The organism is Amycolatopsis sp. NPDC051071 (genome assembly GCF_040682875.1).
Taxonomy (GTDB): domain Bacteria; phylum Actinomycetota; class Actinomycetes; order Mycobacteriales; family Pseudonocardiaceae; genus Amycolatopsis.
Genome location: NZ_JBFBBY010000072.1, coordinates 23,809 through 40,104, shown reverse-complemented (window position 1 = coordinate 40,104; position 16,296 = coordinate 23,809). Strand labels below are relative to the sequence as shown.

At 66.7% G+C, this 16,296-nt stretch carries 17 protein-coding genes and 1 pseudogene; 9 read left to right on the top strand and 9 right to left on the bottom strand.

What is annotated here, in order from left to right:
* Positions 1–191 (top strand): hypothetical protein (locus AB0M65_RS22915; RefSeq protein ID WP_364030800.1); only part of this gene is annotated, 191 nt, incomplete at its 5' end.
* 161 nt (positions 192–352) lie between these two features.
* Here AB0M65_RS22915 and AB0M65_RS22910 read toward each other — a convergent pair.
* From AB0M65_RS22910 to AB0M65_RS22885, 6 genes are all read right to left on the bottom strand, one after another.
* Entirely contained in the window at positions 353–943 is a 591-nt protein-coding gene (locus tag AB0M65_RS22910; RefSeq protein ID WP_364030797.1) for a DUF742 domain-containing protein, read from the bottom strand.
* Positions 944–949: 6 nt separating this feature from the next.
* Positions 950–1,372 (bottom strand): roadblock/LC7 domain-containing protein, encoded by a 423-nt coding sequence (locus tag AB0M65_RS22905; RefSeq protein WP_020631857.1) that lies wholly within the window; start codon positions 1,370–1,372, stop codon positions 950–952.
* 431 nt (positions 1,373–1,803) lie between these two features.
* Positions 1,804–2,412 (bottom strand): ATP/GTP-binding protein, encoded by a 609-nt coding sequence (locus AB0M65_RS22900; RefSeq protein ID WP_364030794.1) that lies wholly within the window; start codon positions 2,410–2,412, stop codon positions 1,804–1,806.
* Positions 2,393–3,178 (bottom strand): DUF742 domain-containing protein, encoded by a 786-nt coding sequence (locus AB0M65_RS22895; protein ID WP_364030791.1) that lies wholly within the window; start codon positions 3,176–3,178, stop codon positions 2,393–2,395. The genes AB0M65_RS22900 and AB0M65_RS22895 overlap by 20 nt, the downstream gene beginning before the upstream one ends.
* Positions 3,179–3,203: 25 nt before the next feature.
* Positions 3,204–3,662 carry a roadblock/LC7 domain-containing protein gene (locus tag AB0M65_RS22890; RefSeq protein WP_364030821.1) on the bottom strand — a complete coding sequence of 153 codons (459 nt, stop codon included), beginning with the start codon at positions 3,660–3,662 and terminating at the stop codon, positions 3,204–3,206.
* Positions 3,663–3,682: 20 nt separating this feature from the next.
* Positions 3,683–6,787: a nitrate- and nitrite sensing domain-containing protein gene (locus AB0M65_RS22885; RefSeq protein ID WP_364030818.1), complete on the bottom strand. Its 3,105-nt coding sequence runs from the start codon at positions 6,785–6,787 to the stop codon at positions 3,683–3,685.
* A gap of 756 nt (positions 6,788–7,543) precedes the next feature.
* On the opposite strand from AB0M65_RS22885, the gene AB0M65_RS22880 reads away from it, so the two are divergent.
* The 5 genes from AB0M65_RS22880 to AB0M65_RS22860 all read left to right on the top strand — a co-directional run bounded on the left by AB0M65_RS22880 (position 7,544) and on the right by AB0M65_RS22860 (position 12,248).
* Positions 7,544–8,500 carry an ABC transporter substrate-binding protein gene (locus AB0M65_RS22880; RefSeq protein WP_364030815.1) on the top strand — a complete coding sequence of 319 codons (957 nt, stop codon included), beginning with the start codon at positions 7,544–7,546 and terminating at the stop codon, positions 8,498–8,500.
* A 309-nt stretch (positions 8,501–8,809) separates the two neighbouring features.
* Positions 8,810–9,754: an ABC transporter substrate-binding protein gene (locus tag AB0M65_RS22875; RefSeq protein ID WP_364030812.1), complete on the top strand. Its 945-nt coding sequence runs from the start codon at positions 8,810–8,812 to the stop codon at positions 9,752–9,754.
* A gap of 8 nt (positions 9,755–9,762) precedes the next feature.
* Complete coding sequence (locus AB0M65_RS22870) at positions 9,763–10,533, top strand: ABC transporter permease (RefSeq protein WP_364030788.1); 771 nt, start codon at positions 9,763–9,765, stop codon at positions 10,531–10,533.
* The gene (locus tag AB0M65_RS22865; protein WP_364030785.1) at positions 10,530–11,363 is read left to right on the top strand and encodes an ABC transporter permease; all 834 of its coding nucleotides are present in this window, start codon (positions 10,530–10,532) and stop codon (positions 11,361–11,363) included. The genes AB0M65_RS22870 and AB0M65_RS22865 overlap by 4 nt, the downstream gene beginning before the upstream one ends.
* 18 nt (positions 11,364–11,381) lie before the next feature.
* Complete coding sequence (locus AB0M65_RS22860) at positions 11,382–12,248, top strand: ABC transporter ATP-binding protein (RefSeq protein ID WP_364030782.1); 867 nt, start codon at positions 11,382–11,384, stop codon at positions 12,246–12,248.
* A 63-nt stretch (positions 12,249–12,311) separates the two neighbouring features.
* On the opposite strand, the gene mdlC is transcribed toward AB0M65_RS22860, so the two are convergent.
* From mdlC to AB0M65_RS22845, 3 genes and pseudogenes are all read right to left on the bottom strand, one after another.
* Positions 12,312–13,895, bottom strand: a complete 1,584-nt coding sequence (mdlC, locus tag AB0M65_RS22855) for a benzoylformate decarboxylase (RefSeq protein WP_364030779.1) — start codon at positions 13,893–13,895, stop codon at positions 12,312–12,314.
* A 45-nt stretch (positions 13,896–13,940) separates the two neighbouring features.
* Positions 13,941–14,243: a Scr1 family TA system antitoxin-like transcriptional regulator gene (locus tag AB0M65_RS22850; RefSeq protein ID WP_364030776.1), complete on the bottom strand. Its 303-nt coding sequence runs from the start codon at positions 14,241–14,243 to the stop codon at positions 13,941–13,943.
* Positions 14,244–14,255: 12 nt separating this feature from the next.
* Positions 14,256–14,330: pseudogene (locus tag AB0M65_RS22845) on the bottom strand (hypothetical protein); the annotation flags it as partial.
* A 531-nt stretch (positions 14,331–14,861) separates the two neighbouring features.
* Here AB0M65_RS22845 and AB0M65_RS22840 point away from each other — a divergent pair.
* The 3 genes from AB0M65_RS22840 (at position 14,862) to AB0M65_RS22830 (ending at position 16,296) form a co-directional block, all read left to right on the top strand.
* On the top strand, positions 14,862–15,131 hold the full coding sequence (locus AB0M65_RS22840; protein ID WP_364030809.1) for a DUF3558 family protein: 270 nt from the start codon (positions 14,862–14,864) through the stop codon (positions 15,129–15,131).
* 83 nt (positions 15,132–15,214) lie between these two features.
* Positions 15,215–15,697 carry a hypothetical protein gene (locus AB0M65_RS22835; RefSeq protein ID WP_364030773.1) on the top strand — a complete coding sequence of 161 codons (483 nt, stop codon included), beginning with the start codon at positions 15,215–15,217 and terminating at the stop codon, positions 15,695–15,697.
* Positions 15,694–16,296 (top strand): DUF3558 domain-containing protein, encoded by a 603-nt coding sequence (locus AB0M65_RS22830; RefSeq protein WP_364030770.1) that lies wholly within the window; start codon positions 15,694–15,696, stop codon positions 16,294–16,296. Before AB0M65_RS22835 ends, AB0M65_RS22830 begins: the two co-directional genes overlap by 4 nt.

Genomic DNA, 16,296 nt, shown 5'->3' with positions numbered 1-16,296 from the left:
CCGTTCCTGTTCGCGCCGACGAGGGCGAGCCGGTTGCCGATGCGCTGCTCGCGCAGTCCGGCGTTGATCGAGTTCTCGCGGAAGTACTTGGCGATTCTATCGAGAAGCAGCGCAGTTCACTACCACAAGTGCCGACTGGTCACCTCAAAGTAGTCAACGGCGTGACCACTTGCACCAAGGCGAAGGCGTGACTCGCGTGCTCAAACACGTAACTCGCGTGCTCAGGGGCGTAACTCGCGTGCTTAAGCGCGTAACTCGCGTGCTTGAGCGCGTAACTCGCGTGCCTGGATGCCGAACTCGGTGTGCAGGGTCTGAGCAGAAGGCGCAACTAGAGGACTAAACGCGGGAGGGGCTAGAGGGCCCGGAGGCCTTGAAGGACGCGTTCCATGAAGGCGCGCGAAGTGGAGTCACCCATGATCAGCTCGGTCTGGTGGATCAGCACCAGGCCCGCGTCCGCCATGTCGCCGACGAGCACCTTCACGACGCCCAGCGGCAGCCGCAGATGCGCGGCGATCTCCGCGATCGAACGGGTGTCGAGGCAGAGGTCGCAGATCTGCCGGTGTTCCGGGGTCCGCACCCCTCGGTAGCGGCGGCCCTGGTCGCTGGTCGACACCAGCGCCTCCAGCGCCAGGTCGTGCGCGGTGCGCGTACGACCGCCGGTGCGGGTGTACGGCCGGACCCGGGAGCCCACGGACGGCAGGTAGACCGAAGCGGGCGCGCTATTCGAAGAAGAGGGCGCCGGACGCGGCGGCGACTGCCGGATCGGTGACGGCGTGGGGATCGTGTGGACCGGCTCCGGCGGCTCGATCGGACGTCGTGGCATGACCGTGCTGATCGAGCTCAGCTCGAACCGGCTCGGGGAGTCGAAGGATTCGCGCTCGGTGCCTTGATAGAGGGAGTCCCAGCCGGACGGCTCCGGCTCGGTGAACCCGGTGATCTTCATCGGCGGCTACCCACGTACGCCGCCCTGCAGCTGCGCCCGCAGCTCGGGGGTGATCTGCTGGCCGACCCGCTCGACGAGCAGGGTCATCTCGTAGGCAACGGTGCCGATGTCACAGGTCGGAGCCGCCAGTACGGCGAGTGACGAGCCGTCCGCGACCGACATGAGGAAGAGGTATCCGCGTTCCATCTCGACGACGGTCTGGTTGACCCCGCCCGCGTCGAAGCAGCGCGCCGCGCCGGCGGTCAGGCTGATCAGGCCGGAGGCGACCGCGGACAGCTGTTCGGCGCGTTCCTGCGGCAGCCCTTCGGACGGCGCGAGGAGCAGGCCGTCCGCTGAGACCAGCACGGCGTGCGCGGCGCCGGGTACCCGGCGCGCGAAATCCGTGATGAGCCAGCCGAACGAGCTCTGTTGCTGCCCGGAAGCCGTCACAAGTCCCTCCTCGCTGCGTCACAAGACCACCTGGGCGCGGTGGTCCGGACATCTCTCACCGACCAGCACCGACAAGGCACCGGCAGAGCCGAAAGACGCCTCCACCCAGCGTATTCGTCCCGCCGATCGTGTCGAGTCCGCCACCCGGCCAAGAGTGTTCACCGAACGTAGGCGTCCAGCCGCTCACCGCGTCGACCCATCGCGAACCACGCATTCGTGGGTCACCCCGTGGTGGCCGGATGCGACCTGGCGTGACTCGGCGTCCTCGCAGGTCACCGGCATTTCGATCGCTCGATCGGGTAGGACCCGCACCGGATCGCGTGAAAGGGATCGCCCCGCGTTCAGTCCGGCCGGTGACGCCGATCCCCGAAGCGGGTGAAGCCTGCCGAGTTCACTCCAACGGCCGCATCCGCTCCGGGTTTTCGTCTGCCCTATCCCGCGCGCAACGCCGAATCGTGTGCGATGGCGTGCTGCACGACCGAGATCAACACCTGCTTGGCGGACTCACGTTCCCGAGCGTCACAGGCCATGATCGGCACGGACGGTGAGATCGTCAGCGCGTGCCGGACGTCCTCGATCTGGTGGTGCAGCAGCCGGTCGAAGCAGTTGATCGCGACGACGTACGGCAGCTTCCGGTTCTCGAAGAAGTCGATCGACGGGAACGCGTCGGCGAGCCGCCGCGTGTCGACCAGCACGACCGCGCCGATGGCGCCGACCGCGAGGTCGTCCCACATAAACCAGAACCGGTGCTGGCCCGGCGTACCGAACACGTAAAGCACCAGGTCCGAGTCCAGCGAAATCCGGCCGAAGTCCATGGCCACGGTCGTCGTCGACTTGTTCGGGGTGGCCGAATTGTCGTCGACGCCGGTACTGGCCTCGGTCATCATGGCCTCGGTGGTCAGCGGATCGATCTCCGAAACCGCTCCGACCAGCGTGGTCTTCCCCGAGCCGAATCCGCCAGCGACCACGATCTTGGCCGACGTAGTCGGTCCGGTCACCTGCGGCGCATTCGCGTCGGAGTCAAATTCTCCGAAGCCCACTGAGCACCCTCTCCATGAACTCGATACTGGGCCGGTCACCGACGTTCTGGCTGGCGGTGTGCACCAGGACCAGACCGAGGCCGGCCACGTCTCCGATCAGCACCCGGACCACGCCGAGCGGCAGGCGCAGCAGCGCCGCGACTTCGGCGACGGACCGGGTGTCCAGGCAAAGGTCGCAGATCGACCGGTGTTCGGGAACGCGCACCCTGTCGAGCACACGTCCCTGTTCACTGGTCGAGATCAACGCCTCGATGGCAAGGTCGTACGTCGGCTTGGTCCGTCCCCGCGTGCGGAAATACGGCCGGACCAGTCCGGAGGATTCGACGTCGTCGGTGTACGGCTCGTCGACGTATTCGTTCTGCGCCTGCTGCGGCAGTGCCGCGGCGAGCGGATCGGCGGCCGCGGCCGCCGCCCGGCGCTCCTCCTCCTTGTCGAAAGAGAACTTGGCGAACTCGCCGGAGTCGTACAGCGGACCGCTGCCGCCACCGAACAGTTCCGCCCCGGGCCCGCCGAGCAGGCGTTCCCGGTAGTCCGTGACGCTGAAATCGGCGGGTCCCTGTCCCGCGTTCGAATCGGTCAGCCAGCGGGAGGCCTCGTCCGGGGACACGGGGTCGTTGTCCGACCCCTGTGCCCGGCGCGATCGCCATTCGCGGTCGACCCGGTCCCGGAAGGACGTCCAGTCCTCCCGTCCGTCGTCACGTTCCGACCACCCACCGGAGAAGTCGTCACCGAGCCGGCCATCGCCCCTCAAGCGTCCGTCGTCCACGGCATTCCCCTCGGTTCCCGGTCGCTCAGCGGCGGACCGACGCGCCCTGCAGCTGCGCGCGCATCTCCGGTGTCAGCTGTTGCCCCACGCGTTCCACCAGCAAGGTCATCTCGTAGACGACCAGGCCGATGTCACTCTCCGGCGACCCGAGGACCGCCAGACAGGAACCGTCGGACACCGCCATCAGGAAGAGGAAGCCGTTGGCCATCTCGACCACCGTCTGCGCGACCGTGCCGCCTTCGAACACCTTCGCCGCACCACGCGCGAGGCTGGTGAGCCCCGACGAGACGGCGGCGAGCTGGTCGGCCCGGTCCTTGGGGAGACCCTTCGAGGAGGCCAGGAGCAAACCGTCCGCCGACACCACCACGGCATGCGCCGCGCCCGGGACCCGGTGCACGAAATCCGTGATCAGCCAGGCAAAGCTGCTCGTGTGCCCTCTACCCTGCGCCTGGCCGCCAGGCTGCGCCGGACCACCCGGCTGCATCGCACCCGCCCGTGTCACTTTCACTCCTCACTGCTGTCATCGGCGGAGGAACCTCCGCCGGTCACCGGAACGCCGTTGTCATCCAGCGCGTCGAGCGGTCGATCCTTCAACGCGTGCCGTCCCGACTTGTAGCCCTGCTGGAAGCTTGCCATCCGGCTCCTCGCCGCCGTCGCCGAGCGGGCGATAGCACCCGTCCCCGGCATTCCGGAGGTCTTGTCGGCGAACGAGTCTTCCTTCTTCGGCTCGTTCCCGCCGATCGAGCCGGGCACGAGGTACTGGTTCGGCACCCGTTTGGGCAGGCCCGCCGGGGTGACCTCGTCATTCCGGTCTCCGTACAGGACCTGAGCCGCCTGCCAGCCGTCATCCGACGCGCTGACCCAGCCATTGTCCTGGAGCGCCGTCTCCGGCGGAACACTCTGCGGGGTCCGAGTGGGCAATGACTCTTCGAGAGTCTCTCCGAAGGCGGGCTCGTGGAGGCCGTCGCGGCTCTGTTCGGGCACGTCCGACTCGACGGGCTCGACCGGCTCGGTGTAGGTCGTCGGCGTGTCACTCGTCGCCTCGTCGCCTTCGCTGAACCAGCGCGAAAGCACCGACTGGTAGATCGGAAGGCGCCTGGTGGGGACGTCGTCTTCGAGCGCGGACTTGCCGGCGTCCGAAGGCTCCTCTTGCTGCCGCGGCGGCTCGGCCGGGGTCACCGGGACGTAGCGGGGCTCCCGCTTCGGCAGCACGAGCGACGCGAACTGTGTCTCCGTGCCGCTGGACGCGCCGTCACCGTTCGGCAGCGGGGACAGGTCCTCGGCCGTCGGCCACGCCGGGGACTCCTCTGGCGGCGCGGCGGGGCTGAGGAACGGCCCGGCCGCGTTCTTGCCGGCGACCAGGTCGTCGAGGCTGATCGGCTGATCGAGCGGAACGAGTCCGCCCTGGTTCGCGATCGGCTGATGCGACGGCGGCTTCGACGGCGGGGGCGGGGTCATCTCCAGGCCGCGGTCGGACGCCGGGATGCTCGGCAAGGACGTCGACATCTCCGACATCGACGGCATGGACGTTTCCGAGCGGTTCGACGGCGGCGGGGTGTTCCGCACGCCCGGCCGCATCTGCGTGAGCAGCTCGGCGGGCACGACGACCCGCGCGATCACGCCGCCTTCGATGTCCTCGTTCTCCCGGAGCCGGACCTCGATGCCGTGGCGGCGCGCCAGGCGCGCGACCACGTACAGGCCCATTCGCCGGGTCACCGAGACGTCCAGGTCCGGCGGGTCGGCGAGCCTCTGGTTGACTTCGGCGAGCCGGTCCTCGGTCATGCCGACACCGTGGTCGGTGACCTGGATGGCGAGTGCCTTCTTGCGGGTGATCACCGCGCGGACGGTCACCTTCGTCTCCGGCTCGGAGAAGTAGGTGGCGTTGTCCAGCAGTTCCGCGAGCACGTGCACGAGGTCGTGGATCGTCAGGCCCTGCACCGCGACCTCGGGAACGATCCCGATCTCGATCCGGGCGTACTGCTCGATCTCCGAGACCGCCGCGCCGATGACGTCGGCGGCGGGCACCGGCTTGGGCACCGACTTCGCGAGACCGGCGCCCGAGAGCACCAGAAGGCTTTCACCGTTGCGGCGCAGCCGCGTGGCGAGGTGGTCGAGCTCGAACAGGCTGGCCAAATGGTCCGGGTCCTGCTCGTCGGCTTCGAGCCGGTCGATCACGCCGAGCTGGCGTTCCACCAGCCGCTGCGACCGGCGGGACAGGTTCACGAAGATGCCGTTGACGTTCTCGCGCAGGAGAGCCTGCTCGGCGGCCATCTTGACGGCTTGTTCGTGGACGATGTCGAACGAACGCGCCACTTCACCGATCTCGTCGCGCGAGGTGACCGGCACCGGCTCGATCTTGCGCTTCGAGGCGTTGATCGGATCCGGGTCGTCCAGGATCGCCTGCACGGTTTCCGGCAGCCTGGTGTAGGCGACGTCGAGCGCGGTCTTCCGCAGCACCCGGAGCGGGCGCAGCATCAGCCGGGCGATGACGAGCATCAGTGCGAGCGCCGCGAGCAGGGCCAGCAGGACGATCGCGCCGCCGATCCAGGCCGAGTTGATCGCGTCGGTCGCCAGTCCGTCGGCCTGTGCCCGCAGCTGGCCGAGCAGATTGGTCTCGACCGCGCGCAGCCTGTCCAGCGCGACGCGGCTGTCGTTGCCCAGTGCGACGTTGTCGATCGACTGCGACGCGTTCTGCTGATGCAGCGAGAACGCCATCGTGGTGATCCGGCGGCGGTCGTCGACCTCGGGACCGGAGAAGGTGTCCGAGTAGAGCTGCCGCTGTTCGGGGCTGGCGTTGGCGATGAAGGCCGCTGTCGAGGCGTCGCCGCTGGCGACCGCCGAGCGGGCCTGGTCGAACAGGTCGCCGGGGAACGAGGAGCGGAAGGAGGCGATCAGCAGCGCCGCGTCACCGCGGGCGATGAACTCCTTGCTCTCACTGATGGCCTGCACGGTGACACCGAGCCGGAGCACGTCGCGGTTGGCCACCGCGGTTGTCACCTCGCGGCCGAGCTGGACCAGCGAATCGAGGATGCCGGAGTAGGCGATGAGGACCGGGGTGTCGCCCAGCAGCGAGGTGTTCATCGCGCCACGCAGCGGGCGCAGGGCGTCGAGCCGCTGCAGACCACGCGAGTAGCGGTCCCTCGTGTCCTGGTCGTCCGGGTTGATCTGGTTCGCCGAAGACCGCAGGTCGTCGACGGCGCGGTCGACCTTGGCGATCTGCGCGTCGAGACCGGTCTGGCGCGATCCGTCGGCGGAGGCGATCCGAGCGACGGCGAGCGCGCGTTCGCTCTGCAGTTCATGCACCACGAGCGTGATCTTGTCGGCGAACGCGACCTGGTCGGCCGTGTCCTGGAACCGGGCGGCCTCGCCGCCGTCGTCGATCACACGCAGCGTGCCGAGTGCGAGCGCGGTCAGCGTCGGGATGATCAGGACGGCCGCGAGCTTGGATCGCAGACGCCAGTTACGCAGGCCAAGGAACGACCCGGCCTTCCCGTCAGGACCGTCTCCGGTTGCCCGCGCAGGGGTCCCTCCCACCCCCGCGGTGTCTTCGTTCGGCACCGCCGCACCACCATCATCTTCATCCGGGCCGGGAAAGCCCATTTTGGACATGCCGTTCTCGAGCTGGCCGTACTGCTGTCTTGGTCGGTTGTCGGGGACCACTACGCGCTCACTCCCGCCATCTGGCAGGGGTACGCACGGTGCGAGTTCTCACTCGTCCGAATGAGGCGGTCGTCTTTGACGCAGTCTCTCAGGTGCACTTGACCGAAATCCCGCCTGGCGTCATTGGTCTATTCGGCCTAGCCCGCCAGTGCACGAGGGCGCACCAGTGAAGCACGGTCGTGTCCGCCACTCGTTCGGAGGACACGTACTTGTTCGACACAGAGTGCCTTGCACCTCGGGAAAGGTCCAGAGCGTTCGGCCATCCAAGGCACTCTCTTTCACTACATCAGTGGTCCACACCTCACTACCGGTGCATGAGGGTAGCGAACGGCAGGCCCAGATGTAACCCTTTGGACAAGACATGGGAGAAGCCACCGGACGGGTCTTGACCTGTTGTGGCTCAGTTGGCAACAAACCGTTGCCACTCGTCGCAACGAACACGCCGAGTTGTGTTCACTTTTGACAAACAACCTGTTCGGGTGATCGTTACCACGAGGGATCATAGGATGACCACCCATTGTAAGCACGTTGTTGGTTCTCTACAGTGGGCCCGTGACTCCGGCCAATGAGTCACTTCCGCAATCCACATCAGGCCACGTCACATACGTGTCCTCCCTTGATCAGGAGCACCACTTGCTTGGCTCTGCAAGCTCGAAGAAGGTCTTGAGCGCCGGTCTGGGGCGGCGTGGGGCACTCGCACTCGCGATGACGGCCATCCTTTCGGCGTCCGTCAGCGGCTGCGGCCTACTCGGCGGGGACGATTCTTCCTCCTCAGGCGGCTCCGGGAACCTCGAGAAGTCGAAGATCAAGGTCGCCGTGATGTCGACCATCGACCTCGCTCCCCTCCGCCTCGCGCAGGACGGCGGTTACTTCAAGAACGAGGGCCTCGAGGTCGAAGCGATCGAAGCCGCCACCGGCCAGGTCTCGCTGACCAAGCTGATCGGCGGCGAGGTCGACATCGCGTACGCGAGCTACACGCCGTTCTTCATCGCGGCGAGCAAGGGCACCGCCGACATCAAGCTGGTCGCGGACGCCTCCTCGGCAGGGCCGAAGAGCACCATGCTGGTCACGCTGCCGACGTCGTCGGTGAAGAGTGTCAGCGACCTGGCGGGCAAGAAGATCGGCATCACCGCGCCGAACACCGTGTCCGACACGCTGTCCAAGTCGGTCATGAAGGACCATGGCGTCGACGCCACCAAGGTCCAGTGGGTGCCGATCCCGCTGCCGAACATCGGTTCCGCGCTCAAGAACGGCGACATCGACGCCGGCTTCCTGACCGAGCCCTTCATCACCCAGACCGCGAAGCAGGCGGGCACCGTCCCGGTCGTGGACACCGCCACCGGCGCCACCCAGGACTTCCCCACCGCGGGCTACGGCTCACTCGGCAAATTCGTCAAGGAGAGCCCGAAGACGGTGGCCGCCTTCCAGCGCGCCATGCAGAAGGCCACCCGCGACGCGGCCGACCGCTCCAAAATCGAGCCGCTGCTGGTCAAGTACGCCAAGATCGACCAGGACACCGCCGCGCTGACCACGCTGCTGACCTTCCAGTCCACCCTGGACCCTCGCCGCATCCAGCGGGTCCCGGACCTGCTCCTGCAGATGGGCGCGATCCAGACCAAGATCGACGTCGCACCGATGATCGCGGAGCAGACCACTAGTTGATGACACGCGGTTACTCCGAATTGCCGTTTCCTCAGTAATTCGGTCACTAAAAGTAGCGATGTCCGAGCGGGTGATCAGGCGATCAGGCGAATGGCCTAATAATGATCACCCGCTCGCCACACCCATTGTGAGCGGGTGGGCAAACTTCTAAGGTGACCGCGTGCCTGGCGGAATGAAGCCACGACACTGATGGAAATCCCCCAATGGTGATTCATTGTTTCCGAGGAGTTGGCTTTGTTTCGAAACGCCATGAGCAGAAGCGGTGCACGTCGACGACGGGGTGCCATCGGTGTCGCCCTGAGCGCGCTCATGCTGGCCGCGGTCGGCGGGTGCGGAGCCCTCGGGGGTGACGATTCGTCCAACGCGGCCGCTGGTGACGGCGCTGTGGAGAAGCCGAAGATCAAGGTCGCCCTGCTGCCCGTCGTCGACCTCGCGCCGCTGCGGCTGGCGCAGGAGGGTGGCTACTTCAAGGCCGAAGGCCTCGAGGTCGAAGCTGTCGACGCCCCCAGTGGTCAGGCGTCGATGACCAAGATGATCGCCGGCGAGGTCGACGTCGCCTTCTCCACCTACATGCCGTTCTTCATCGCGAAGAGCAAGAACGCGGCGGACATCCGGCTCGTCGCCGACTCCGTGTCGGCCAGCCCCAAGAGCAACGCGGTGGTCACCGTCCCGAACTCGCCGGTCAAGACGATCAACGACCTCGCGGGCAAGAAGATCGCGATCACCGACAAGAACACCGCCTCTCATCTGCTCACCGTCTCGGTGATGAAGGACCACGGCGTCGACACCAGCAAGGTCCAGTGGGTGCCGATGGCGTTGCCGAACATCGCCTCGGCGCTCGCCTCTGGCCAGGTCGACGCGGGCTACCTGCCCGAGCCGTTCCTGACCCAGGCGTCGAAGGTGGCAGGCGCCACCCCGGTCGTCGACATCGCGACCGGTGCCACCCAGGACTTCCCACTGGCGGGCTTCGGCGCGCTCGGCTCCTTTGTGGACAAGAACCCGAAGACGCTGGCCGCGTTCCAGCGTGCACTGACCAAAGCGGTGCGCGATTCGGCCGACCGTTCCAAGATCGAACCGCTGATCGTCAAGTACGCCAGGGTCGACGCCGAAACCGCGTCGCTGCTCACGCTGCCGACGTTCGGGTCCACCCTGGACCCGCGCCGCATCCAGCGCGTACCGGACCTGCTGCTGCAGACCGGCGTGCTGACGGCAAAGCTCGACGCCGCCTCGATGCTCGCCCCTCAAGCTGGATAAAGGTAAAGGTGCCACGACTTCTCCGTGCCCTGGCCGGTCTGGCCGGTTTCTTCCTGATCTGGGAAGTGATCGTCCGGGCCGGTCTGGTCCGCCAAGAGTTCCTCCCCCCGCCGTCCGTGGTCGTCGTGACGATCCTCGAACAGTTCGGCGAGGTGCAATTCATCCGCGACCTGATCGCCACCTTCCTCGCGTGGGCGATCGCGCTGATCATCTCGGTCGCCATCGCCGTGCCTGCCGGGCTGCTGCTGGGCAGCATCCCCGGGCTGCGCACCGCGACCGCGGTGGTCATCGAATTCCTGCGGCCGATCCCCGCCGTCGCGCTGATCCCGCTGGTGCTCCTGCTGATCGGCGGCGGCCCCGAAGCGAAGATCACGCTGGCCGTGTACGCCTCGCTGTGGCCGATCATGTTCAACACGATCTACGCGCTCGGCGAGATCGACCCCGTCTTGCTGGAAACCGCGAAGGCTTGCGGTACGGGCAAGTTCCGGACGTTGACGTCGGTGGCACTGCCGCATACCGCGCCGTTCGTGTTCACCGGGGTCCGGCTGTCCGCCAACATCGCGCTGATCGCGGTGGTCAGTACCGAATTCCTGGCAGGCGCCAAACTCGGCATCGGCAACTTCATCATGCAGGCCAGCACCGGTTCGACCAGGTTCGACCTCGTGCTCGCCGGGACCGTGGTGGTCGGCCTGCTCGGCTTCCTGATCAACGGCGGGCTGGAGATGATCGGCAGGCGGGCCTTCCGCTGGAGCACCGTCGACCGGGAGGCTGTCTCGTGACGACCCTCACGCTGTCCAGCCGCGTCGGCAGGCAGGTCGGCCGCGGCCTCGGCATCCTGCTCCGCAACTGGCTGCTGTTCTTCGCCCTGCTCGGGATCTGGGAGCTCTCGACCCGGCTCGCCACCAGCCCGTTCTTCCCGCCACCGACCGAAATCGCGACCACCTCGGCGAAGCTGTGGTTCAGCGGTCCGGCGTCGCAACTGTTCCTCACCGACACCGTATTCGGCAACGTCCTCCCGAGCCTCGGCCGGACACTCGGCGGCTGGGCGCTGGCCGGGATCGTCGGCGTCGCGCTGGGTGTCGCGTTAGGACGGTCCAAGACCGGGATGGACTACGTCGGGCCGCTGTTCGCGTTCTTCCGCTCGGTGCCGCCGCCGGCGCTGATCCCGGTGTTCATCGTCCTTTTCGGACTCGGGCCGGGGATGCAGACCGGGTCGATCATCTTCGGCGCGATCTGGCCGGTGCTGCTCAACACGGTCGACGGCGTCCGGTCGGTGGACCAGGTGAAGGTGGACACCGCGCGTTCGTTCCGGACGCCGCGGTCGTACTGGCTGCGCTCGGTCGTGCTGCCCGCGGCCGGGCCGAAGATCTTCGCGGGCCTCCGTCTCAGCCTGTCCATCTCCCTGCTGCTGATGGTGATCTCGGAGCTCGTCGGTTCCTACAACGGGATCGGCCGCTCCCTGATGGACGCCCAGCAGGCGTTCGACTTCCCGCTCATGTGGTCGTGGCTGGTCCTGCTCGGACTGCTCGGCTTCGGGTTCAACGCGGCCTTCCTAGCGGTGGAGCAGAAAGTGCTTCGCTGGCAGCCCACCCGCAACGGCCGTAACTAGTTTCGAAGGGTCAGCGAAATGTCAACCATGCTCGAGGTCTCGGGGCTGAACCACCGTTACGGCGCCGGCGAAAAAGCGCACGTCGCGGTCAACGACCTGTCGTTCACCGTGGAAGCGGGTCAGCTCGCCAGCATCGTGGGCCCGTCGGGCTGCGGCAAGTCGACCCTGCTGCGGTGCATCGCCGGGCTGGTCAAGCCGACGTCCGGCCGGGTCAGCCTGCACGGCGACGACGTCTCCGGCGTGCCGGAGGACCTGGCCGTGGTGTTTCAGGACTACAGCCGTTCGCTGTTCCCCTGGCTCACGGTCGCGAAGAACGTCGAGTTCCCGTTGCGGTGGCGCAATTTAAGCCGTTCTGAGCGCCGTACGCGGTCGCAGGAGGCGCTGGAGTCCGTCGGGCTGTCCGGCGTCGGCTCGAAGTTCCCGTGGCAGCTCTCGGGCGGTATGCAGCAGCGTGTGTCGATCGCGCGGGCGCTGGCCAGCCAACCGGCGCTGCTGCTGATGGACGAGCCGTTCGCTTCGGTCGACGCGCAGACGCGGTTCGAACTCGAAGACCTGACCCGGCGCGTGCAGCGCGAGAACGGCAGCACGGTTCTCGTGGTCACGCACGACATCGACGAGAGCGTCTATCTCTCGGACCGGGTGCTGGTGCTGTCGAAGTCGCCCGCCACGATCGTCGCGGACCTGCCGGTCGGGCTGCCCGCGGAGCGGAACCAGATCACCACGCGCGAGTCCGCCGAGTTCGTGACGCTGCGCGGCGAGGTGGCGCGCCTGCTGCAGGGTGGCACCCCCGAGGCCGTCACCGCCGCTTCCGACGCGGCCGAGTGGGACCTGGCTCAGCAGTCCGCCGCTGACTCCCCCGCTGACGTCGGCTCGAAGAGTTCCTGACTGCGCTGAAGGGGACTTTCCTTGCGAAATTCGCAAGGAAAGTCCCCTTCGTCGCGGTTGTGGTCAGTACAGCTTGCGCGGATTCGGGTCGATGCGGACGTGCACGAGATGCGGTCGCTCGTCCGGCAGCGCGGCCTCCAGCGTGGGCTTGAGGTCCTCCGCCTTCTCCACGACCGACGTGCTCAGGCCCATGCTCTGTGCCAGCGCGGGGAAATCGATGCCGCCGAGGTCGACGCCCGGCACCTTCTCGCCGCCGGCCGCCTCGCCGAGGATGCGCACCGCGGCGTACTGCGAGTTGTCGAAGATCACGAAGGTCACCGGCAGGTTCTGCTGCGCCGCCGTCCACAGTGCCTGGATGCAGTACATACTCGACCCGTCGCCGAGGATGGCGACGACCTTGCGGTCCGGGCGGGCCAGCGCGGCGCCGACGGCGGCCGGGAGCCCGTAGCCGAGGGTGCCGCTGGCGACGGCGAGGAAACCCGCGTCGGTGGACGTGATCGGCAAGTGGTCGTGCAGCTCGTTGCGGTGGCTGGGTGCCTCTTCGACGACGATCGCGTTGTCCGGCAGCACTTCCGCGATCGTGGCGTAGGCGAAGTCCGGCGAGATCGGCGTGACGGCCACGGGCTTTTCCATCCGGGCGCGGGACTTCGGCGCTTCCCGGGTCGCGGCGAGTTCCACCAGCGAGCGGATCGCGAGCTTCGGCGTCGCCCGGATCCCGGTACCGACGGCGGCCCGCGCCAGGATCTGGTCGTCGTCGCTGACCAGGAACAACGGCGGCAGCGACGTCTCGGACTCGCCGCGGTACACGTGATAGGTGAACGCCGGCGCGCCGATGACCACTACGAGGTCGTGGTCGGTCAGCGCGCTCGCGAGCATCTGCCGTTCCGGCTGGAGGAAACCGAAGAACTGCGGGTGGTCCTCGGGGAAGGAGCAGCGCGAAGACATCGGCGAGGCCCAGACCCCGGCACCGACCTTCTCGGCCAGCTCGACGACGTCCGGCACGGCACCCTCGTCGTCGACGCCAGGACCGACCACGATCGCGGGCCGCTCGGCGGCGTCCAAAGCGGACACCAGTTCGGCCAGTGCCGCCGGGTCGGGCGCGAAACCGGGGATACGCGGGCGGGACGGGTTCGGCTTCGTGGTCTCGACGTCCCAGTCGTCCACCGGGACGGAGACGAACACCGGACCCATGGGTGCCTGCGTTGCCAGGTGATACGCCCGCGCCAGCGCCGCCGGGACGTCCTCGGCCCTTGCCGGTTCGCAGCTCCACTTGACGTACGGCTTGGGGAAGTTCGTCGCCTCGACGGCGCCGAGGAAGGGCTCGTCCGGCAGCAGGGAGCGGGTCTGCTGGCCGGCGACGATGATCAGCGGGGCGTTGTTGCGATAGGCGGTGAAGACATGCCCGAGCGCGTGCCCGACGCCGCCGGCGCTGTGCAGGTTCACCAGTACCGGACGCCGCGACGCGCGTGCGTATCCGTCGGCCATGGCGACGACGGACGCCTCCTGGAGCGCGAGGACGTAGGTGAAGTCGTCGGGCCAATCGGTGAGGAAAGCGATCTCAGTCGTACCGGGATTGCCGAAAATCGTGGTCAGGCCCAGTTCGCGCAGCAGTTCCCTGGTCGCGTCACGTACGGTGCGGATAGCCATGCCCCCACGCTAGCCGGTCGGATCGCGGTAGTTGAAGATGCAACCTCAAATCACCGTGCGTGGCCTTCCAGTTCGGTGAGCACCCCCTGGATCACCCCCGCCGCGCGCGACCTTGAGTAATTGCCTCAGCTGCTCACGCATCACGGCGTCGCCACCGACACACTGCCTGAGCGCGATCTCGCCGAGCAGCGCGGTGTCGGCCGGTTGAGCAGTTCCTTGCGAACCAAGCGCACCATCAGCTCGGAACTTCCGCGAGCCGGAAAAGCTCACGGAGCCCCATCCCTCTTCGCCTGCGCGCGGCCCGGATCGCCGCGCCGAAAGCACGTGCACGCGGGGTGGCCACGTCATGCGCGCAGGGTGTCACCGGGGTCCGACGATCCCGACCGGGTGATCGCCATTTGGTGTTGCCGTTTCAATGCGTGGCCACGACGTTGCCCGAAGACATCACCTATGCCGACGAACTGGATCGCCTTGCCGCTCAATGACTACCGGCGGGCGGCTGGATCCCCGAGGCCGGAACCCCGTCGCGAGAGAGCCGACGTGCTCACTATGTCGGCAAGGGGCGACTGCGGTTATGACTCCTCTATGTCGCGAATTGCGGCGCCGCATGTTTCCCTTTTACGGCCACGACCTGACCGGCAAGATCAAACAGCACGAACGCTGCGACTCCTGCATCACGAAGGGAGCGAAGCAGTGAAAGCGCTTCTTCGCGATCGTCGCGCTCCTCGCCTGTGTCTCGGCGTGCGGATCGCCTCACTCACGGGAAGTAATCGACGTCGGCCTCGGCCGCGAAGCACCACCTGTTCCGAAACCGCTCGATGCCACCGGACTCCTGTCCTCGCGCAGTTTTCCGGGCAACCTGACCGTCATGCGCATCCAGGAGACCGATCGTGGCGAGACCCCTGGCTGTAAAATGATCACCGCCGACGACCAGCCGCTCACCATCGACGTCCTGTTCTTTCCGAAATCACCAAGGGCATCGAGCAGCTCTACGAAACCCGCCGAAATAATGCGTGGAAGCACGGCCACTTCGAACCCGTCACCGTATCGGGCTACCCCGGCGTCTACGCCGCGACCAGTGACGATCGCCCGATCGGAAACTGCGACCTGAACGTCGCCCTCACCGATCAGCTGTTCTTCGCCGTGCTCGATCATGCTCGCCAAGGCGGCACCGGATGCGAATTCGCGCGCGCCATCGCGGCGTCAGTGATCGCAAGCGTTAATCCCATTCAGTGATTCCCCTGAGTAATCCCATTGTTGCGGAACGATGTCCTATGATCTTTCGTCGGAGGGTGTGGACGACCACAGGGGAGGACGTCATGGGCGAGCCCGGCGACGGGAGAGGGACGCAGGCCGAAGCGGAGATAGCGCGGCAGGTCAAGACCGCCAACGCGGACACCAACCTGCGCGCGAACCTGAAGGAACCGCCTCCGCCACCCAATGTGTTCGATCAGCTCGGGATGAGCTTCGGGGCCACTCCGGCGGGTGGTGCGGGGTACCGGATCGATCCTGAGGCACTGGCCGCACAGATCCGCACATTCGAGGACTTGCGGAGCCGCAGCCGGGATCAGTACTACAAGCTGATCAACGCGGCCCAGGGTGTGACGCCACCGTCTCCCGATGCGCCCGCTGTCAGCCAAGCACAGGCGACACGCGTGTCACTTATCAAAGCCGCAGACCACAACAGGGCGATCTCGATGTACGCCCAAGGGCTGCTCGATGCCCTGCGTAAAGCGAACGGCACCTATCGCCAAGTTGACGAAGACACCGGCTCGCTTTTCGAGAAATGGTCTGCTCGATGACCAACCGTTCCATATCGGTCAAGCTGGCGATGGCCGGCGTGTTGTTCGCAACCGTCGCAAGCTGCAGTAGCGAGGTGCCTGGACTACCAAGCGCTACCCCAAGTAGTCCGGGTGCCGCCAGTCCGACCCAGAAGGCCCCTTCGGTACGACAGCCGTTAAACGCGGACAAGTTTCTGACGGCACCGTGCACAAGTCTCGATCAAGCTCAATTGGACAAGCTGAATTCGCAAGGAACGGGCAAGCCGGCGATATTGAACGGAGACCCGAACTGCAGCTGGGAGTTCGGGCCAAACGGTGACACTGGCGCAGGCTTGACCTACGTGTCAAGCGTAAAAAACGGCCTGAGCAACCTCTACGCACTCGACGAGACCGGCTGGTGGAAGAACGGCTACTTCGAGCCGACGGCAGTCAATGAATACCCGGCGGCGTACAACGAACTGGTTGACAACCGCGTCAAGGGAGACTGTGTCTTATCAGTCGCGATCACGGACGCGCTGTTCTTTACGGTCAGTGTTCGTGCCCGAGCGGGCAACGACGTGTGCACTGCTGCGAAAAACGTCGCGTCTGACGTGATCGACACCATCAAGAAGGGGGCTTGA